Origin of the sequence: Shewanella oneidensis MR-1, from assembly GCF_000146165.2 — a bacterium.
Taxonomy (GTDB): Bacteria; Pseudomonadota; Gammaproteobacteria; order Enterobacterales; family Shewanellaceae; genus Shewanella; species Shewanella oneidensis.
Genome location: NC_004347.2, coordinates 134,371 through 155,397 on the forward strand (window position 1 = coordinate 134,371; position 21,027 = coordinate 155,397).

Annotated in this window: 16 protein-coding genes and 1 riboswitch; of the genes, 7 read left to right on the forward strand and 9 right to left on the reverse strand. The window is 47.4% G+C overall.

Annotated elements, in window-relative coordinates; translation table 11 throughout:
• Positions 1 to 3 precede the first annotated feature (3 nt).
• A complete protein-coding gene (locus SO_RS00615) occupies positions 4 to 1,644 on the reverse strand; it encodes a metal transporter (RefSeq protein WP_011070533.1) in 1,641 nt (546 codons plus the stop codon).
• A 295-nt stretch (positions 1,645 to 1,939) separates the two neighbouring features.
• Between SO_RS00615 and SO_RS00620 the strand changes: the two genes are divergently transcribed.
• Positions 1,940 to 2,533, forward strand: coding sequence for a YhgN family NAAT transporter (locus SO_RS00620; protein WP_011070534.1), 594 nt, complete (start codon positions 1,940 to 1,942; stop codon positions 2,531 to 2,533).
• 303 nt (positions 2,534 to 2,836) lie between these two features.
• Entirely contained in the window at positions 2,837 to 5,644 is a 2,808-nt protein-coding gene (locus SO_RS00625) for an immune inhibitor A domain-containing protein (protein ID WP_011070535.1), read from the forward strand.
• Positions 5,645 to 5,700: 56 nt separating this feature from the next.
• Here the strand turns inward: SO_RS00625 and SO_RS00630 are convergent, their stop codons facing one another.
• Complete coding sequence (locus tag SO_RS00630) at positions 5,701 to 6,270, reverse strand: chorismate--pyruvate lyase family protein (protein ID WP_011070536.1); 570 nt, start codon at positions 6,268 to 6,270, stop codon at positions 5,701 to 5,703.
• Between the two features lie 101 nt (positions 6,271 to 6,371).
• Between SO_RS00630 and SO_RS00635 the strand changes: the two genes are divergently transcribed.
• Both SO_RS00635 and rlmF read left to right on the forward strand, forming a co-directional pair.
• The gene (locus SO_RS00635) at positions 6,372 to 6,782 is read left to right on the forward strand and encodes a flagellar basal body-associated protein FliL (RefSeq protein ID WP_011070537.1); all 411 of its coding nucleotides are present in this window, start codon (positions 6,372 to 6,374) and stop codon (positions 6,780 to 6,782) included.
• Positions 6,783 to 6,841: 59 nt separating this feature from the next.
• Positions 6,842 to 7,939, forward strand: a complete 1,098-nt coding sequence (gene rlmF / locus SO_RS00640) for a 23S rRNA (adenine(1618)-N(6))-methyltransferase RlmF (RefSeq protein WP_011070538.1) — start codon at positions 6,842 to 6,844, stop codon at positions 7,937 to 7,939.
• A gap of 42 nt (positions 7,940 to 7,981) precedes the next feature.
• On the opposite strand, the gene SO_RS00645 is transcribed toward rlmF, so the two are convergent.
• The 4 genes from SO_RS00645 to moeA are packed head-to-tail and all read right to left on the reverse strand — an operon-like array spanning position 7,982 to position 11,037.
• A complete protein-coding gene (locus SO_RS00645) occupies positions 7,982 to 8,272 on the reverse strand; it encodes a putative hemolysin (protein ID WP_011070539.1) in 291 nt (96 codons plus the stop codon).
• Between the two features lie 26 nt (positions 8,273 to 8,298).
• Positions 8,299 to 8,961 (reverse strand): Bax inhibitor-1 family protein, encoded by a 663-nt coding sequence (locus SO_RS00650; protein WP_011070540.1) that lies wholly within the window; start codon positions 8,959 to 8,961, stop codon positions 8,299 to 8,301.
• A 49-nt stretch (positions 8,962 to 9,010) separates the two neighbouring features.
• The gene (gene moeB, locus SO_RS00655) at positions 9,011 to 9,772 is read right to left on the reverse strand and encodes a molybdopterin-synthase adenylyltransferase MoeB (RefSeq protein ID WP_011070541.1); all 762 of its coding nucleotides are present in this window, start codon (positions 9,770 to 9,772) and stop codon (positions 9,011 to 9,013) included.
• An 11-nt stretch (positions 9,773 to 9,783) separates the two neighbouring features.
• Positions 9,784 to 11,037 carry a molybdopterin molybdotransferase MoeA gene (gene moeA, locus SO_RS00660; RefSeq protein ID WP_011070542.1) on the reverse strand — a complete coding sequence of 418 codons (1,254 nt, stop codon included), beginning with the start codon at positions 11,035 to 11,037 and terminating at the stop codon, positions 9,784 to 9,786.
• 304 nt (positions 11,038 to 11,341) lie between these two features.
• Between moeA and ftnA the strand changes: the two genes are divergently transcribed.
• Positions 11,342 to 11,878, forward strand: a complete 537-nt coding sequence (gene ftnA, locus SO_RS00665) for a non-heme ferritin (RefSeq protein WP_011070543.1) — start codon at positions 11,342 to 11,344, stop codon at positions 11,876 to 11,878.
• 357 nt (positions 11,879 to 12,235) lie between these two features.
• Here the strand turns inward: ftnA and SO_RS00670 are convergent, their stop codons facing one another.
• Positions 12,236 to 15,469, reverse strand: a complete 3,234-nt coding sequence (locus SO_RS00670) for an EAL domain-containing protein (RefSeq protein ID WP_011070544.1) — start codon at positions 15,467 to 15,469, stop codon at positions 12,236 to 12,238.
• A 363-nt stretch (positions 15,470 to 15,832) separates the two neighbouring features.
• Entirely contained in the window at positions 15,833 to 16,486 is a 654-nt protein-coding gene (ribB, locus tag SO_RS00675) for a 3,4-dihydroxy-2-butanone-4-phosphate synthase (protein WP_011070545.1), read from the reverse strand.
• A gap of 194 nt (positions 16,487 to 16,680) precedes the next feature.
• Positions 16,681 to 16,917, reverse strand: a riboswitch (FMN riboswitch).
• 231 nt (positions 16,918 to 17,148) lie between these two features.
• On the opposite strand from ribB, the gene SO_RS00680 reads away from it, so the two are divergent.
• Positions 17,149 to 19,284 carry a S9 family peptidase gene (locus SO_RS00680; RefSeq protein WP_011070546.1) on the forward strand — a complete coding sequence of 712 codons (2,136 nt, stop codon included), beginning with the start codon at positions 17,149 to 17,151 and terminating at the stop codon, positions 19,282 to 19,284.
• A gap of 10 nt (positions 19,285 to 19,294) precedes the next feature.
• Complete coding sequence (locus SO_RS00685; protein ID WP_011070547.1) at positions 19,295 to 19,675, forward strand: GIY-YIG nuclease family protein; 381 nt, start codon at positions 19,295 to 19,297, stop codon at positions 19,673 to 19,675.
• A gap of 110 nt (positions 19,676 to 19,785) precedes the next feature.
• Here the strand turns inward: SO_RS00685 and SO_RS00690 are convergent, their stop codons facing one another.
• The gene (locus SO_RS00690; protein ID WP_011070548.1) at positions 19,786 to 21,000 is read right to left on the reverse strand and encodes an IS4-like element ISSod3 family transposase; all 1,215 of its coding nucleotides are present in this window, start codon (positions 20,998 to 21,000) and stop codon (positions 19,786 to 19,788) included.
• Positions 21,001 to 21,027: the final 27 nt, after the last annotated feature.

The window sequence follows — 21,027 nt, forward strand, 5'->3', positions numbered from 1 at the left end:
GTTTTAGTGATGGTGCTTATCCCTATCCGCGTGATCATGGGTGTGGCCATGGCTGCTATCGTGGCTATGAGTAGGGCTATTGGGCGTCGGTAAAACAGTTGAATGCGCATGGGTATGAGCATGATCATGGCTATGCTTATGCCCATGGGCTGTGGGTTTTAACATCATAAGGCGGCGCAGGAATTTACGGGGGCCAAGGCGCAGTAAGCTCGCAGCAAATAAGGCCGATAAGATCAGTAATGCTACTAAGTTGATGGCCTCAGGTAAGGTGATCAACGAGAACCACATTGGCAACTTAAGGGCTGCAACGAGGGCGATAGCAATCATTGCCAGCAAAATCGCGCGTTGTGGCCAATTCATAAGCCTTAGTTGGGCGATACTTAACACGGGAGCGGCAATTAAAGGCAATATGATGGCCAACGGGCTCCAGCCGCTATAGGCAAGTGCAATCGACAACACCGCAGCACCTAAGTTACAAAAACGCATTGGTAAAAATACCAGCAATAGCACAGCAATCTGTAACATCGGGTTATTTAACGGCACTGAAGGATGGCCGATCAGATTCACTAGCACTAAGCTGAGCAATACCCAAGGCGCGCTGCGATCAACCAAATGGGCAAAACCAAAACGCAGGGCTTTGCTCGGTAATGTTGTGTGGGGATCGGTAATCTCGACCTGCGCATTGGCCAAATAGGCGCTCATGACAAAGCTCACTAGGAGTTGGAACAGCGCCAACCAAGGGCCGAGCAGCAATGCTGTTAGCACTAACGCTTCTGGGCCTGCTAAACGTTGGAACCAGCGGCGAGCGAGGCTATTATCCTGTGGCGTTAAACCAAGTTTGAATCGTAGCGCTGCTACGGCATAACTGAGTAAAAGCACAGGTGCTATTGTCATGAGCCATGTTGTTAGCTGCTCCGCACTGTGGTTGTGGTGGGCATGATCATGGCCGCCAGAATCCACTAATAACAGCATCATTAATAAGCCAATACCGAGCAAACTGCCGATTCCTGCCTGATATTCGTATCGGCCTTGTTTATCCACATCCTGTTGACCATGGGGTTGATGTAATACAACGTGCAGAATCGAACCCGTCACAAAGGCTTGTAAGTAAACCGTTTTATCTATGCTCATGTGTGACAAAAGCTGTTCGCTGGCAAAATAGCCGATGCTGGTGAATAGCATAATGGCAGCAAAAATAATCAGTGTCCAACGGACGCCAAGATGGGGTTTGAGTATCCACCACACGGCAAAACCGACAGGGAGGCGATGGAGTATCACGCCCAAGGCTAACAGAATGGAATTGCCATCTTGCTGTGCTAAAACCATGGCAGTGCCATCGGTGATGGTATGTAGCAATAAGCCACTAATGCCTAGAAAAAGGGCAAAATTATGCGTGATTTCAGAATAGCGGTGGAATAATCGCTCGCTCGCCGTTGGTCCCCATAGACCAAGTATCACAAATACAATCGCTAGCAGGCCACCGTGTTCAAGCAGTTCAGGCAGAATATGGATCAGCACTAACCCGCCTAAAGAGACGAAGATAAAACCATCGAGTCCCTTTTGTAATCCGCTACCCGATGAAAAGTAGCGATAAAACAGTGGTCCGATTAAGAGTGCGATACAACTAGCAAGAAGATAGAGCATGGATTCCACGAAAATTTGCCGAAAAAACGCCGTAGTATACCAGTTGTAATTTAAATGAGCAGTGACTTACTGGCAATTTACTAAAGTGATATTTGCTTTTCATTGTAAGCGCAGAAATCAATTCAATCATCAGAGACTTATCGGGGTATTGGCCGGTATTCTTAACTGTCAAAATTGACAATTGTGCAGTTGTTTAATGCCATCATAAGGAATTTTATAGATAAATTTTCACATCTGTAATACGAAAAAGTTATACAATGTGTGCTCATGTTGGCTTGGGTGTTGATAAAGTTAAATGGATATATTTTCTGCTGCGGTAATGTTGTTTTTAATTATGGATCCCCTCGGTAATTTACCGATATTCGCGTCGATTTTACGACATATCGACCCTAAAAAACGTCGTAGAGTGTTGATCCGCGAACTGATTTTTGCATTAGTGATTATGTTGGCGTTCCTGTATGCGGGGGAGGCCATTTTAAGCTTCTTAAATCTGCGTTCTGAATCGGTCAGTATTGCCGGCGGTATTATTCTGTTTTTGATCGCGATTCGGATGATTTTCCCCCAACCGGGTGGCGTGGTGGGGCTGGCTGCGGGAGAAGAGCCTTTTATCGTACCTATGGCGATTCCCTTAATGGCGGGGCCATCTATCCTTGCGGCGCTTATTTTATTGGCGCATACCGATAGTTCTCGTATGACGGACTGGACGATAGCATTAGTATCTGCATGGGCAGCAAGTGCGGTTATCTTAATGTTCTATAAACTCTTTACCCGTATGTTGGGTGAAAAGGGGTTAACGGCTGTTGAGCGTTTGATGGGTATGGTGTTGGTAATGATATCGGTGCAAATGTTCCTCGACGGGGTATCAAACTATATGAAAACCGCTGGTTAACCGACGGCACTCAACGATATGAAAACCGCATTAACGCAGTTAGTGCGGTTTTTTATGGTTAAAAATCGCGTTGAAGAATGCTTGCTGAATAAACGCTGACAAAAGTACAAAAACCATCACCTTTCAATCTGTATCAAGTTGTTACACTGATCTTGTCCTGATATGTTTTCACATCCCACTAGAGTTGGCCTTCCTAATTAGGAACGCGAACCAATAAACAAACTTGCCATAGTATGAATAGGCACTAGCCTTAAAAAATAGCTTGGTTATACCAGCGCAAATTGTGACGGAAGGAATACGGTTATGCGAAGTAAAAAGAGTATCACAGCGTTTGGATTGATGTTGGCCTTGCTAAGTGGCACCAGTATCGCTGCACCTAATCACACACCAGCGGATGCGGGGGTCATTAACAAAGAAAGGATCCTCTATTGGCTAATTAAGCGTGGCGAAGTCTCCGAGGATGCGAGCGACAGTGTCAAGCAAGCGGCCGTTGAAGCCTATATTGCCCGCGCGAGCCTAGCACAGCCTAAAGAGCCTCGAGTGGTGATTGAGGCCGAGCAAGAACGCCTCCATAAAGCCAAAACCACAGCAATGATGCGCGCACCTGCGCAACGTGCTTTAGCGGATGCCGATGTGACTAAAACGGTTAAGGTATTAACCGTACTGATTGATTTTCCTGATTTAAGATATAACAACAACGGCTTAACCGCGAGTGATACAGACATGTATTATTCAAGTTATCCCGCCTCTCACTACAAGAATTTACTCTTCTCAACGGCCGGTTTTAGTGGCCCGCAGGGGCAAAGTTTAGATTCGGCCTATCAGTATTACCAGGCTGTTTCGGGCAAAACCTTCTTCTTTACTGGCGATGTTAAAGGTTGGTATACCGCTGGCCAACATGCTGATTACTATGGTGCTAATGATGCTGATACCAGCAACGACGTCAAAGTTGGCGAGCTGGTTAAAGAGGCGGTATCACAGGCGGTTGCCAGTATGTCAGCTGCGGAGCTTGCTAGCTATGATATTGAAGATCCATATGATTTAAATGGTAATGGTAACTTAAATGAAGCTGATGGCATTATTGACCATGTGATGATTTTCCACTCCAGTATTGGGGAAGAAACCGGTGGTGGCAAATTAGGGGCTAATGCGATTTGGTCGCACCGTTATTATGTAAATCAAAGCACTCAAGGTTATACCTTGCCTGGAACAAACAAAAAAGTCTTTGGTTATACGATTCAACCAATAGATGCGGCGACTGGGGTGTGTACCCATGAATTTGGCCACGATCTCGGACTTCCCGATGAATACGATACTACGGATAACGCTAACAAAGATGGTTCGCCCGTTGGTTATTGGTCGTTGATGTCGGGCGGCAGTTGGACTGGAACTATTTCTGGCGCACAGCCAAGCGGTTTTAGCCCCTACGCGCGTTCGTATTTACAGACAAAATATAAAGGTAAATGGCTTAACGAGCGTGAGATTAGCTTAGATACCATTCCTAGATCGGGCATGGAAATCACGCTCAATCAGGCGATAAACCAAGATGCGGTGAATCAAATATCGATTCCGCTACCTGCGACACAAATTGCCTTTAAAGCGCCTTATCAAGGGACTTACCAGTACTATTCTGGCCAAGGAAACATGCTGGCAAACAGCATGAGCTTTGCTACAACCTTGCCAGTGACGAGTGATAAACTCACGCTTTCCATGCAAGCGAGTTGGGATATTGAAAACAGCTTTGACTATATGCAGGTCAATGTGGATGGCACAGCGATTGCGGGTAATTACACTCAATCCAGCAACACCATTAATAGTGCTCGACATATCATTACGGGTAAATCATCGAGCATCCCGACCTCTGTGGGAGACGATGCTTGGGTCGCGTTGGAATATGATTTGTCGGCCTATGCAGGCAAAGCTGTCACTATTGAATTTAACTATGTGACCGATGAGGCAGTTAGTGGCTCAGGTATTACTATCGACAATATCAGCATCAAACAAGGCACGAGTGAGTTGTATGCCGATAATGCCGAAGCGGCAAACAAAGCCACTTTCGCTGGTTATAGCCGCATTACTAACACTCGCCCAGGCCCTTCATCCCGTTACCTTATTCAATTACGCAGCCACAATGGTGTCGATGCGGGGCTGAAGAGTAAAGGGTTTGATCCTGGTGTGCTGCTATGGCTCGAGAATGCCAGCTATAGCGATAACAACGTGTCAGACCATCCCGGCCGAAGCTTAATTGGCGTGATTGATGCTGATCAAAATATGATTGGCACTAACTCTACCGATGTACAAATCCGAGATGCTGCTTTTAGCACGGTAAAACAAACCGCTTATTTTGGTGACAATAGTCTCGATGCGATCAGTCTGTTTGACGATAGTTTAGATTACAGTGCGCCGCTGCAACCTCAGTCAGGTATGCAACTGCAACAACTTGGGTTGACGATGGAAGTTGTCGCTCAAGCCAGTGATAACAGCACCGCAGTGATCCGTTTAGCGAATGCAAACGCCGATCCCGCATTAACTCCCTTAACCGCCGCAATTAATCTGAGCCAAAACGGGCAGGCGGTGACGGTTTCTGCTGCGGTAGAAGGAGGAGAAGGCGCGTATTCCTACGCTTGGGATTTCGGTGTAGCGGGAGCAACAAGTACCTCGGCCACAGCGGTTTATACCTACTCTGCGGCTGGAACCTATACGCTGACCTTAACCGTTACCGATGCCAAAGGTACAAAAGTCACCGCCACGAAAACCGTGGTAGTCAGCTTACCGTTAACTGCCAGCTTTAGTTTCAATGCGAGTCTGCTAACGGTGAACTTTAGCAACACCTCGACTGGCGGAGCTGGAAGCGTGAGCTATTTATGGAACTTTGGTGATGGCACCACAAGTACGGCGGTGTCACCATCCCATACTTACGTGAATGCGGGAACCTACACCGTGACGCTCACGGTTAAAGATACCCAAAATGCGACCGCAAGCAGTAGCTCAAGCGTCACCGTATCTGCCCCCATCGCCCCCCCATCGGAAGGTTCTGGTGGCGGAGGTAGCTTAGGTTGGCTTAGTCTTCTGCTGCTCGGTGGTTTTGCATGGCGTCGCCAGCGCCAATAAGTTTGAGAGTTAAAGCAAAATGCCTCTGATATCAGAGGCATTTTTGTTTTATCGGCTTAGGGGCAGAGCCTAGCGATTGCCTGTTCGGCGGCAGGGAGGAACATTTCACTGACAAACATTTCCTCCTCGTTGTGGTGGAAATATCGACGTCGCCCCCAAAGCTCATGCTCTACATTCTGCGCTAAACTTTGCGCTAGGTGGGCAAGGCGGCTATTGGTGGCAAAGCGGGCAATTTCAATGCGTCCCGGCACAAAACTATCTTGGCTAAATAATAATTCGCCCAGTGGTCGTGTTCCTAGGCCTAAAAAATCAGCTTGGCGTGTCGATAACAAAGACTGAGGGATCAAGGTTCTGGCAAATACCCAAGGCACATCGTCGAGGCAGAGTAAGACTTCGCGCACCCAAACGGCACTTTGATTGGGATATTCGCCGTCGAGCGGCGGGCATTGACCTTCACCAAGGATTCTGACTTCAAACTCATTACAGCAGCCTTTGAGCTTTTGTGTCAGACTACCAGGGGCGAGTAACCATTCCTTAAGGGGAGAAGCGGGAAGATTTTTGGTGTTGTCGGCACAAAACCATTGAATTGATTCGCCATAGGGAAAGCTTAAGCTGGTCACATTCATTAAATACTCGTTACAATATAAGCAAACGTCGGCAGTCTACCAGATAGATTGGGAAGTTTCTTCCATTGGCCATTATTGTTTTTAGGGAGCTGTAAACCGCGATGAAAAAATTATTATCAGCCTGCCTGATCTTGTTCACTGTTGTGTGTAGCGCATATGCGGCCGACGAGAAAGAAGCGGCTCCTGCTGCGGAGTACGCCTATTACGGTTTTGAACCCGAAATCGTGACTAACTATATTTCAAACCGCAAAAAGCTAGGTTTTGTAAAGATCAGTGTCGAGTTGATGGTGAAGAGTCCCGATGATTTAGTGATCGTTGAGCGCCATGATCCTCTGCTGCGGGCGGCGATTATCGAAGTGCTGGGCAATCAGGCCGAAGAAAAAGTTAAGTCTCTCACCGGACGTGAAGAGATCCGCCGTGAATGCTTCGATATGGTCAATAACCTGCTGACAAAAGAAGCGGGTAAACCTTTAGTCGTCAACCTGTTGTTTACCTCCTATCTGTACGATTAATCTCGCTAATACGCTCAAGGGCCGATCCTTGGATTGGCCCGCCCTTGTGATAAATCATTATGCCTAAACCCGCCATAAAAACTGCCGCTAAACCCGCGACGTCACCCGCAGGTAAACGTGCTAAGCCAAACACGCCTCAATCTGTTGCTAAACTCAAAGCCAGCACGGCTAAGGCTGCTAGTAAGCCCAAAGCAAAGCTCGGGGAGAAAAAGACCTTACACCCGCGTAATGTGCATCTTCATGGCTATGATTTTGTGGCCTTAATGGCGAGTTTCCCTAAGCTGAAAGCCTTTGTTCGGCCTACGGCCTATGGTGCTTTATCGATTGATTTTGCCGATCCCTTAGCGGTTAAAAATCTGAATGCAGCGTTACTGAAACAGCATTACCAGATTGATTTTTGGGATATTCCCAAAGGCGCACTTTGTCCGCCGATCCCTGGGCGGGTCGATTATGTGCACTACTTGGCAGATCTCTTATTTGAGGGGGCCACCGCCCCGCGTGTTGAACAAGTCTGCGCCTTAGATATTGGCACTGGGGCGAATGGGATTTACGCCATCCTAGGGCAGCAAGTGTATGGCTGGCAGTTTGTCGCTTCGGATATCAATCCCCAGTCTCTGGCCAATGTGCAGCGCATTATCGACAACAATTCCTGCTTACAAGGTCATGTAACATTAAGGCGGCAGCGGGATGAAAACGCCATTTTTAAGGGTATTATCGAGGCTGCGGATCGCTTTGAGTTAACCCTCTGCAATCCGCCGTTTCATGCCTCATTACGGGAGGCGAGTGAAGGTTCGCAGCGTAAGGTGCGTAACTTACAACTCAGTCGAGGAGAAAAACCGAAAGCCACTGGCGCCTCCTTAAACTTTGGCGGTCAAGCGGCGGAGCTGTGGTGCCAGGGTGGGGAGAAGCAATTTTTGGCCACAATGATCCGCGAAAGCCATATGTTTGCTGAGCAATGTCTGTGGTTTACCAGCTTAGTATCGAAGCAGGAAAACCTTAAACCTTGTTATCAAGCACTGGCAAAACTGGGTGTGGATACGGTAAAAACCATTGAGATGCAGCAGGGTAATAAGGTTACCCGAGTGTTAGCGTGGAGTTTCCATTCTCAGGCAAAGCGTTTGCGGTGGCGCAGTGAGCTTGTTACACCGACTGAATAAAACAGGCGCTTAATGCGCCTGTTGGTTTGAATCAAGATTTAATTATTGGCTTTGTTCCTGTGGATGTGGATGGTCGCGGCGAAATAGCGCCCACTCTTCAATCTGTTCACCGTTTGGCAAGGTACACATACCGTGTTCACCCTCTGCGGTTCTTTGGATTTCCGAGGTGCCACCGAGGGAGGCGCAATACTCTGATGCCGGGTTGGCGATTTGCGTTTTTGCTTCAGTTTTTGTTTCAGCCTGAGCGTTTGTTGCTGGCTCGGTCTTTTCGCCACAGCCCGCTAAGCCGCTGCAGATGATGAGACCGAATAACCAAGCTGATGCTAATTTCATGTTGTTTCCCTTTGTTGTTAATTCATTTATTTACGGCCTAAAATCCGCAAAATGCGCAGAAATAGGTTGATGATATCCATATACAAAGCGGCTGCGCTATCGACGGCATTATCGACGGTTTTCGGGATCTGGTTCGCCCGTCCCCAATCGTAGCCAATATAGCCGCAGAAGATCAGCACGACTATCCAATCTAAAATGCCGTGATGGGTTTTAAAGATAAATATTTCAATAAGTTCGACTACTATTACGAGCAGTAATGCGATAGTGAGAACACCGGATATTTTTTGGAAAAAGGCCGGAAACAGCGTCCCCAAACACATCATCGCGATAGTGACTAAGCCCGTGATCCGAATCGCTTCGGTAACGAGCGCGGGGTCGTATTGGCTGACAACCATATTAATAATCAGGCCAAAGGGCACCACCACAAAGTTATAGCCAACAAAGCTGACGATGGGGCTACTTGAGCTTTGGAATAGATAAATCCCCAAGAAGCAGGAGGCGAAGTAACCGATAAAGAATATCCAAGGATTTACACTGGCTATCGCCTCGGGGTCGATATGGCTGACCATGGCATAGTTTACGGCAAATCCCCAAACGAGGGTGAGGCCAATCACTAAGTTATAGAGACCCGCTCCAATAATGGTGTCATTAGTTGTACGGCGGTCAAATACGCTGTTTTCAGTATCCATTTGATTTTTAATATCCTTAAGTGTGTAAAGTGTGCTGAGTATATACCTTTTACTGGCTACATATCTTGCAGTGAGCTTGTTTAGGTAATTTCATTTCACGAAATTCCATGGTCATGGCATCGATCATCAAAATCCGTCCGGCTAGGGTTTTGCCGATACCTGTGATGACTTTAATGGCTTCTACTGCCTGCAAACAGCCGACCATACCGACGACAGGTGCAAGAATACCGGATTCGACACAGCTGAGTTGTTGCTCACCAAAGAGTGAACTAAAGCAATGATAACAAGGTGTTTGTGCTTGATAGTCAAAAACAGTGACCATGCCTTCCATACGAATTGCAGCGGCCGAAACTAAAGGGACTTTATGCTTAAAACAGCTCTGGTTTAACTGCTCACGCACGCTGACATTATCGGTACAATCGACCACGATACTGTGACTGGCGACAAGCGCATCAATCTCATGATCATCCAATACCGCATTGATTGGATTGATTTTTACATGGGGATTGAGCTGATTCAGGCTTTGTTTGGCCGATTCGACCTTAGGTTGGCCGATATTGGCATCCTGATGTAATACTTGGCGCTGTAGGTTAGAGAGCTCAACCGTATCGAAATCCACTAAGGTCAGCTCGCCAATGCCTGCAACGGTAAGGTATTGTCCTGCAGCGCAGCCTAAACCGCCTGCGCCTATCATCAGCACTTTGGCGAGTTTTAGGCGTTCTTGGCCGTCGATATCCATCGCCTTGATTGAGATTTGGCGGCTATAGCGGGTAAGTTCGCTGTCGCTGAGGATGTCTACTTGTTCATTCATCGATTCGCGCCTTAGCAAAGCACTGAGTTAAAAGGTTCTACCGTCACTTGTGAACCCGCAGGGGTGTCACCTTGGAACTGCTCCAACTGGACGAAGCAATTTGCCAGACTCATCGAAGTTAACATGCCCGAGCCTTGGCTGCCGGTGATGGCGACTTCTAATTCGCCCTGTGCATTGCGGGATAAAATACCGCGTTGATATTCCACGCGCCCAGGTTGCTTACGCACCGGTGTCGTCAGGGTCGCCGATAACATCAGCGGCGCTTTTGGGGTTAAGCCCTGCATCTTATTTAAGATTGGCCACACCAGTTTGTAGAAGGTGACCATGGAGGAGACGGGATTGCCCGGTAAACCACAGAATATCGCTTTGCCTATACGCCCCATAGCAAAGGGCTTGCCCGGTTTTATGGCGAGTTTCCAGAAGGTGATCTTGCCTTCTTCATCCAGAATTTGCTTAGTAAAGTCTGCTTCACCGACCGATACACCACCCGAAGTTAATACCATATCTGCTTGGCTTGCTGCATGACGAAATGCGTGGCGAATGGCCTCGGGATCGTCGCTTACTACGCCTAAATCCAGCCATTCCACATTGGCGCGGCTGAGTAATCCTTGGATAGAATAACGGTTTGAATCGTAAATTTGCCCTGGCGCTAAGTCGCTACCCACAGGGCGCAGTTCATCCCCGGTGGAGAAAAACGCGACTTTGAGTTGGCGGTAAACGCGCACTTGGCTCACACCAATGGTGGCTAATACGCCAAGTTCTGCGGCGTTAATTTCGATACCTGCTTTCAGGACTTTGGTCCCTTGTAACAGTTCTTCACCTTGGCAGCGAACATTCACGCCCTTGGCCTTGGGGTGATTTATTTGGATTTGATCGCCATTAGCTTGGGTTTCTTCCTGCATTTGCACTGTGTCATAACCAGCAGGAACGGGAGCGCCAGTCATAATACGCACGCAGGAGTTTGGGGTAATTCTACCCTCAAAGCCATGGCCAGCGAAGGAACTGCCGATCAGCGTCAGTGTGGTTTGCTTGGCTTCGCTGGTTAAATCGGCAAAGCGAAAAGCGTAGCCATCCATCGATGAGTTATCGAAGGGGGGTAAATCGATACAAGAGGCCAAATCCTCTGCTAAAACGCGGCCAAGCGCATGGGGAAGTGAAACGACTTCGGTGTCTGACACTGGGCTAACCTGCTCAAGCATAAGGGGAATGGCTTGATCTGGATGCATTAAGCTAGGTTGCGAACAAGGATCGGCTTTCACGGACATCGGGTCTTCCTTATGGGCAAAGGGTTGGGTAAATATAGGGGCTATTATGCCACGCTGTGCTTGCTTGGCTATGATCTGCATAGGAGTTTATGTGATTTGTAAGGCAGTTAACTCTTCTAATAGATGATTTTGCAGTCCCCTTTATGCGGTGCTAAACACGAGTCTATGAACAAATGAAAATCATTTTTATCAACTAATCATTAACTTAGCTAAATCAACAAAGGTAAATTTTGTTGCTTTTGGCGACGGCCTTCATGACAATGTGAACCGATGATTTCAGTTCGAAGGCCAAAGAGGATTTACTATGCTGTCTGCAACCATGATCGAAAAGTTGAATGAACAAATTAATATGGAGTTTTTCTCCTCTAATTTATACCTGCAAATGAGTGCATGGTGCGAAGATCAAGGCTTTGAAGGCGCAGCAAAATTTATGCGCGAACATGCTGATGAAGAAATGGGCCATATGCGCCGTTTGTTCACCTATGTGAGCGAAACCGGTGGTTTACCGTTACTGGGCGCAATTGAAGCGCCACAGTCACAGTTCAATTCTCTGCTGGCCTTATTCGAGCTGACCTATGAGCACGAACAGTTAATTACTCGCCAGATTAACGCGTTAGCCCACACTGCATTTTCGAATCAAGATTATTCCACCTTTAATTTCCTGCAATGGTATGTGGCTGAACAGCACGAAGAAGAAAAGTTGTTTAAGTCAATTGTCGATAAGATCCGTTTAGTCGGTGAAGATGGCAAGGCATTGTTCTTTATCGATAAAGACCTCGCCAAATTAGCCTCAAAGGGTGGTGAAAGTATTATGAACGCCCAAAGCCAGCCGCAAGCTTAAGCGCGCCACTTTGGTATAAAAAAAGCAGCCTAGGCTGCTTTTTTTATGGGCAAAGATCGTGGTTTGGGGAAAGCTATTAGGGCGTGTTGACGTTTCGAGATTAAATTTTGTTCGTTCTGGCAAGTTCGTGCTCGCGAAACGAGGAATGATGTGTCGTTATTCTACTCAAATGACGAGCGGCTCTTATGACAGAAAGTAAGAGCAAGGGCTTGCCAGACGAACCCTTCGGGCAGCATTTGGCTGACGTTTCTGCTGCGTTATCGTCCGTTTATGTAGAATAACTAAACAGCACGGACTTTGCCTTGCATAAAAGCCAGCCAAACTGCTGCAAAAATAACTCTGAAACGTCAACACGCCCTAAGCATTAACACACTTTTCGCGTGGCGCTTGTGGCTGCAATAGTCTCGGTAGTGTTTGGCTTAGCAGTGGGGTAATGGCTGCGAATGGCAACGGTTTTGAGATCAAATACCCTTGGGCGTAGTGGCAACCTAAGTCGCGCAGTAAATTCCATTGGGCTTCGGTTTCAATTCCTTCGGCCACCAGTTCCATTTCAAGGCTTTGCCCCATCATCACAATGGCTTTCACCAAATTGGTATTTGAGTTGTTGCTCAGGGCATTTTCCACAAAGCTACGATCGATTTTTATCACAGAGATAGGGAATTTCTTCAAATAACTCAATGAAGAATAGCCTGTGCCAAAGTCGTCGATATAAATCTGCGAGCCTAAACGGCGAATGGCTTCTAAGGTGCTTAAGCAGTGGCTGGCATCGCCCATTAGCATGCTTTCGGTGATCTCAATATGCACGTTTCTTGGGTTGATATGATGACGGTTAAAGCATTCCTGCAGTACCTGATCAAATCCCATACCTCGCGCATTCACACATTGGCGGCTCGAGACATTGATCGCCACATTAAGCTGTAAGCCAAGTTGTTGCCATTGTCTTAGGTCGTGCATCGCTTGGTTGAGTACCCATTCACCCATGGGTTCAATAAGCCCTGTTTCCTCCGCGATGCCTATAAACTGATCCGGCGGGATTAAGCCTAAATCGGGGTCTTGCCAACGAATAAGCGCTTCAACACTACAGACTTTACCCGTCTTCATTTCCACAATGGGTTGATAGTGTAGCGTAAATTCATCCTGCGCCACGGCGCGGCGTAGCCGCTGTTCCAGCTCCATGCGGGCAAACATGGCTTGGTTCATTCCCGAGGTGAAGTATTTGAAGTTATTGCGTCCGGCATCTTTTGCCTGATACATGGCCATTTCGGTATTGCGGGTTAGCGAGCTAACATCCAGGCCGTCTTCTGGGTAAACACCAATCCCAAAGCTGGCGGAAATTTGGATTTCCCGTTCATTCAAGTTAAAGGGCGTCGACAGGGTTTCGATGATACGGCTTGCCATATGCTCAATCGCGAACTCATTGGTGACTCGGGGAAGGATAAGTACAAATTCATCCCCACCGATGCGTGCGATCAAATCATTCTTTCCGGCAATATTTTCTAGTCGCTTAGCCACGTCTTGCAGTAGTAAGTCGCCTGTGGCGTGGCCTTGGACGTCATTAATATACTTAAATTGGTCTAAATCAATCAGCAGAATCGCCAGTTTGCGGGAGTCATGTTGGGCGAGCTGGATTTCATGTTGGAGTCGCTCATTAAACAATTTGCGATTAGGTAAGCCTGTCAGCGTATCGAAATGTGCCTGATACCAAAGATCCTGCTCATATTGCTTACGTTTACTAATATCCATAAACAAACCAATATGCTGGATGATTTCACCCCGTTCATTACGCACCACGGTAATGGCCAAATACTCGGGATACACTTGGCCATCTTTGCGTTTATTCCAGATCTCGCCTTCCCATTTGCTGTCTTTTTGCAGCGCTTCCCACATGGCAGTGTAGAAATGGCTTGGGTGGCGTTTAGAACTCAACATCGAGGGGCTGCGACCTTTGACGTCTTCAAGGCTGTAGCCTGTGATCTGGCTAAAGGCGGGGTTCACTAACTCGATATGATTATCGGCATCTGTGACCATAATGCCTTCGGCCGAATAGTTAAATACCGCTGCGGCGCGGCTAAGGGCCTGATTGGCTTTTTGGCGCTCACTCAGCATGCGGTTCATTGCCCGAGACATGCGAGCCAGTTCATCGGAGCCTGACACATCAATATGGATATTTAGCTGAGGATCGGCGGCCATTTGCTGCATATCATTGGCAATTTGGGTGATTTTAAACATAAAACTGCGAATGATTTTGCGGCCCAGCCACAGGGTGATCGTGGCGGTAAATAAGGCAGACAGCAGATAAATGCCTAATAACATGAGCGCATGATGTTGTTGTATATCACTCTGGCGAGCCATGGAGAGGGTGATTTCATTACTGAGTGCATTCAGTTTATTGATTCTATCCGTCGTTAATGTCCACCAATGTTTGCTGCTTACTGGATGGGGTGGCATCAATAATTTATCAATGGCGGCAGAGAGCTCGCTATTGTTGATATGGGCAAGGGCGGTGATTTCTGCGAGCGACAGCTTTTGATCTTTTAACTGCACTATCTTAGACATGCAGAATTGATACTGGTTGATGCTCTCTTCGATGCTTTGTACGGCAGGCGCAAGTGAGGGAAGGTTTACCGTTTCGCGGTTAAGTTCATCGAGTTTTTGCTGGATCGTGGTTAAGGCTTTAGTGAACTTTGCAAGCGATGCTGGGCTGCCCGTTAATAAGTAATCCTGAAAACTATCGATTAACCCCTCATAACCTAAATGCGCATTGATACTTTGCACTAAGGTACTGATATGGATTTGTTGCTCGATTTGCTGGCTGATTTTCAGTATTCGTAGGCTTTCAGGTGAGGCTTGTATTTGGCGGATAAGGGAGTGTCTGTCAGATATTGAGGCATTACTCGCATGGGAAATAGCTTGGCCATACTCGTACATAATTGTGTTGATGGCTTTATAGTCATTAATGCTGAGGCTATCTGACAACAACATACGATTAATCGCGCTGCGCTCCTTAACCGCTAGCTCTTGCACCATCAATAAATTGAGTAAATCCGCATAGGCCCTTGATTGTGTTATGTCATTAGTGAGTAATTGTAGCTGTTGGACCAACTGTAATAATGAAGAGTTAAACTGCTGATATAAAACAATAAATGAAGATGGATGCTGGTCGAGTGCCTCTTGGCGACTGGATGCTAACTTATGGCTTAGCAGCGTCAAGTTGGTGAGTTTTTCCTGTAATTGTGTCGATGCTTGTTGGTCACTTAAGGTGGCGTTCAATTCAATTAAAGCAGGGCTCTTAAGCAGTGCCTCTAGTGCAGCCGAAGTAATTTGTTGCTGTTGCAGTAGGCGAGTTTCATCTTGAGGCGTAGTGGCTGGGAGTAATTGGGTACTGAGTCCGTACTCATTATGGAGTTGAAACAGGAAGTCTGTCGTTTGTACCGTTGCCCTTATCGCTAAATGATTCTGATTGGCAAACCGGTATTCCTTCACAAGCATATACATTCGCGACAGCACAAAAATACTCATCATCAGCAAAGGTAGCAGCGAAAACAGAATCAGTTTCTGTTTCAGGCTGAGATGCTGTAGCGTGGATGGCATGCAAACTTTCTCCTAGATTGGCCTGATTGGAGACATAAAAAATCAAGGGGTTACCTTGATGAGTTGAAAGCGAAAAAGTCAGGCACTGGGGGCGAATTTTTAACATAGAAGCCTGTCGCTCGCGACCCTTGATTTATGGATATCTAATCTAGCTCACGAAATTCAGCTAATTATTATATACATCTAAGGTTATATTTTTATTGATTAATTTTCCTCCTAGCAGATTCATTGTTTTTTTGTCTGTGATATTTAGCGTGATTTGACACTTAACCAAATAACCCAAGTGTTTTATAGGCGTTAAATAAAAAGGACGCGGGCCTAAGCGCACGTCCTTTAAGTCGAATCCCGTTTATGGGGCCAAATTTAGCCTACGTTGGCCAATAAGGATTTACGGTAAACCACGATATCTTCAATCGTGAGTACGGGCATATTATGCAGGGCACCAAAGGCGATAATCTCAGGCAGACGCGCCATAGTGCCGTCGGGGTTGGTGACTTCACATAACACGCCTGCGGGCTTGAGTCCGGCCAGTTGCATTAAATCGATAGTGCCTTCGGTATGACCACGGCGAGTTAACACACCACCGGGTTGAGCGCGAAGTGGATACACATGGCCTGGGCGAGCCAAATCGCTTGGTTTAGCATGGTCAGCGATGGCGGTTTTAATGGTGGTGACACGGTCTGCGGCTGAAACCCCAGTGGTTACACCCACTTTGGCTTCGATACTCACGGTAAACGCGGTGCCATATTGGCTTGAGTTGTTTTCTACCATAGGTGGCAGCGCAAGGGCTTTGACCTTTTCGTCCGGTAAACACAAACACACGATACCGCTGCATTCGCGAATAAGCATGGCCATTTGCGCATTGGTCAGCGACTCGGCGGCAAAAATTAAGTCGCCTTCGTTTTCTCTATCTTCGTCATCGACCACCAACACACCTAGGCCTTGGCGCAGGGCATTAAGGCCCGCTTCAACGCGTTCGATAGCAGTACCAAAAGGAGCAAGTAAAGACTGATTCATGGTTAATATCCTTCAAAAATACGACATGGGAATATCCAGAATCAGGGCGTACAGAAATACAGCCATTACCCCAAAGGGGATTGTGCTGTAGCAATCGACCCCTTTAAGCGCAGGCTTAAAAACGTGATTGCAAAATATGAGGCTAACAGCTTGGATACTTAGCCAAAGTTAATGCCAATTATCCGAGTGTTGTCTTACATTCTCTTCCATCCGGACTCAGTACTGTCGCTAGTGGCAAACAGTCCATTACCGTCGGCTCTGGAATAATAGCGCGGTCTCGTTTGGCGTTAACCATGGCGAGACATGCTAGGGCACCAGATCTGCTGACCCCGAAATTGCGTTCGGGCGCTCGCGGGCTTTAGCGTGGGAAAATCTCTTTTACCTCACTATTTACCGCCGGTGGGGAGTTTCACCCCGCCCTGAGAATTGTTGATAGGCTTTGGCCTAAAAACGCGGTTATGTTGCGCCTAATTAATGGTGATGGCAATAACATCACGCCTGAAATTGGGCAATGTTTGCGCAAGCGCACAATTGTTGAAGTAAGCCTCATCTTTAGGAAACTCGCAACTTGAGCTAGCTTGGGTATATCATATCCGGCACATTCACTTATTGGCTTGCCGTCGTATCTTACGATGGTTTTTGGACGTCACAAGGACGTATACATGCGCACTCTGTTGCTTACTTTAGGTCTTGTTATGTTATTACCCGGCTGCTCCACTCAAAAAGGGCAAGTTTCTGCGCCCGTTGCGGAAAAAATCCCCCATGTGATGACCTTGCATGGCGTCACGCGCACTGATGATTACTATTGGATGCGCGACGATAAACGCCAAGATCCCAAAGTGTTAGCGCACCTTAAGGCCGAGAATCGTTATACCCAAGCTTACTTTAAGCCGCTTAAGTCATTGCAGGATGGATTGTTTAACGAGCTGACTGGGCGGTTAGTGGCTGATGAGTCGAGCGTGCCGTACCAATGGCATCAGCATAGCTATTACCGCCGATATCAAGAGGGCAGCGAATATCCGTTGATCGCCCGCAAGGGGAGCAAGGGTGTTGAGCAACTGATGCTCGATGTGAATGAGCGTGCCAAGGGCCATGAGTTTTATGGTTTAGGTGGCGTCAGCGTCAGCCCAGATGAAACCATGCTGGCCTTTGGTGAAGATGTGTTAAGCCGCCGCGTGTATAACATCTATTTTAAAGATATCGAATCCGGCGCCATGATCACCGATGTGCTTGAAAACACAGAGGGTCGAATCGTTTGGGGCAATGATAATCGCCATGTGTTTTACATCGCTAAAGATTTGCAAACCCTGCTCGGCAACCGGGTATATCGCCATGAACTCGGTACGCCACAGTCCCGTGATGTGCTGGTGTATGAGGAGCAAGATGATGCTTATTACATCTCCCTCGGCAAGAGTTTAGACGAGTCGCAAATTGTGTTGTTCCACGAGAGCACCACCACTAGCGAAGTGTCAGTGCTGGATGCTAACGATCCTTTAAGCCTGTTCAAACCTGTGCTTGCGCGGGAAGAAGGCCATGAATATAGCGTTTCTAAACTGGGCGACAGCTATTACGTCCTCACCAACTGGCAGGCGACAAACTTTCGCTTAATGAAAGTGGCGATTAAGGATGCTGCCGATAAATCCAAATGGCAGGAAGTGGTTGCTCACAATCCCAATGCGCGGCTTGAAGATGAACTGGTGCTAAAGGATTACCTGATTATTCAAACCCGTGAAAATGGCCTGACACGGATTAAAGTGATGCCATTCAATGGTCAAAAGCCCTTTGAACTGAGTTTTGATGAACCCGCTTATGTGCTCGGCTTGGATGTTAATGCCCAGCAAGATAGCGATAAGTTACGGGTTTTCTACTCGAGCCTGACCACGCCCGAGACGATTTATGAGTACCACTTAAGTAATCCTGATAGACGCGATCTGCTCAAGCAGGAACAAGTGCTTGGCGGTTTTGATGCCGGAGCGTACCGCGCCGAACGCGTATTTGTCACCGCCCGCGATGGCGCTAAGGTGCCAGTGTCCTTGGTGTATCGTAAGGATAAATTCAAGAAAGACGGCACCAATCCACTGTATCAATATGGTTATGGTTCATATGGTTATACGGTAGAGCCTGACTTTTCGTCGTCGGTTATCAGTCTGCTCGACCGCGGCTTTGTGTATGCCATTGCCCATGTGCGCGGCGGTGAAATGCTCGGCCGCCCTTGGTACGATGCGGGCAAGTTGCTGAATAAAAAGAATAGCTTTTATGACTTTATCGATGTAACTACGGCCTTAACCGAGCAAGGTTATGGCGATAAAAATAAAGTGGTAGCCGCGGGCGGCAGTGCTGGTGGGCTGTTAATGGGCGCGATTGCCAATATGGCACCTGAAAAGTACTTTGCCATTGCAGCGCACGTGCCCTTTGTGGATGTGGTCACGACCATGCTCGATGAGTCGATTCCGCTGACTACCAACGAGTACGATGAATGGGGTAATCCAAACGACAAGACCTATTTCGACTATATGCTCAGCTACTCACCCTACGACAATGTTGCCGACCATGAGTATCCCCACCTATTGGTGACCACAGGTTTGCATGATTCACAGGTGCAGTATTTCGAGCCCGCTAAATGGGTAGCAAAACTGCGTGAAGTGCAAAACAAATGGTACAAACTGGACGATAAGGTGTTGTTATTCCACGTTGATATGGATGCCGGCCACGGTGGAAAGAGTGGTCGTTACCGCCAGTACCAAGATACAGCGCAGGAATATGCCTTCTTCTTAAGCCTGCTCGGCATGACTAAGTAGGTGCTACCGGGTGACCGATTTAGTGATTGAAGCCGCTAATTCAACTCCCTCGGCTAGCCCCAAACAAGGGGCTAGCCAAGCACAAGCTGTGACTTCGGAGCAAGGCGCGACGTCAGAGATAGTGCAAGCATCAGCGTGGTATCTGTACCTTATCTGCTGCGCCAATGGCCACTTGTACACCGGCATCACCACAGATGTCGCACGCCGGTTTAACGAACATCAATCCAATGGCCCCAAGACGGCAAAATATCTGCGTGGCAAAGGGCCATTAACCCTGATGTATCAAGAACAAGTCGGCAGTCAGGGTGATGCACTACGGCGTGAGATTGCAGTTAAAAAGCTGAGTCGCGCTCAGAAGTTGGTGTTGATTGAATCAGCTGAACATAGATAGTGCGAGATAAAAGAGCTAAATCATTGGTGTACGCGTGTAATGATTAAGCACTGTCATTTCAGTGACGCGCAGCAAGTACGTCCTTGTATGCTCGACGCTGTAGGATCCCCTCATAATTCATAGCCCCAACAACCATGAGTTAATGAGAGTTGGGCTAGTTTCTTCGCAGCACAAAGCAAATCATCTGCTGATATGGGGTAGTCATGCCGTCGCCGCAGCAGTTCTTTGCCCATCCTGATTGTTGATAGCACATTCCTTTTCTTTACCGTGTTGGCTTGGAAGTGCCGCTGTAATTGCTGTGTTTCTCCGTATAATCCTACCCACCAAAATGCCAGTTGTACCAATAATGCTATCAATAGCAGTATGTCCATCCTCGCCGCATAACGTGTTCTGCTATGACGTAAACCAAAGCCATAAGCGGGGCTTTTTAAATCTCTAAAGGTTTCTTCTATTTGCATCCGTTTTTGGTAAATATTAACCAGTTTTTGAGGCGACATGGCTTCTATGGTCAAGTTGGTCACCAGTGCCCAAGGCTCTTTGGCGGTCAGTTCATACGTCCATTGCGCCGTATGGTGACAGTCTGTTGTCGTACTTCGCTGACCTTTTCTGCCTTTACTTGGAGCCCTGAACAATACCATCTCGCATAACAAGGGTTTCTTTACCGATAACGCCACTCGCCCAACATGTTTTGCGCGACGACTGGCTTTGGGATAAAGCGCTTTTAGCGAAAATTGGCGACCGAAGGGGTGCAGCCGATAGACACTTAATCCTCTGACACGACCCAGCCAATACCAACCGAGCTGCTCGACTTTTCGAAACCATGGATTACGGAAGCCCGCGTCAGTGACTATCAGCGGGGTAATATTGTCAGGTAACACTTTATGGAGTTCATTCAGAAACTGATTATGGGCAGTTTGTGTGCCTTGTAGTACTAACGGAAATGTTCGCTCGTAGAGCGTGATAGAGCGGCCCTTAATCGCAATAGAGGCGCGTAGTGCAATCAGTTCACGACCTTCACGCATATCAGACCAATCCACCAGTATGGTCGGCATCGTATGTGCTGTTAGCAGCCACTTTGCATGCCACTGATAAACAGCCAGTCTTTCATGGTGAAGGTGCGGGTTGCCCAATAATCTATCCATGCGTTTTATTGAGTGTTTAGTATGAGTGCTGGTGCCATCAATGTGCCGCCCTAAATGCGTGAGGGTGAGACAATCCGCGTTGATGAGGGCTTTGCAGGCGACCATGAGTGTATTCAGTCGCTTTTGATGGATTTCTGGACAATGTTGATAGAGAGATTGATGTAAGATAGTTAACACTTGCACCTTGATGCCCTGTGATTGATGTTTGTT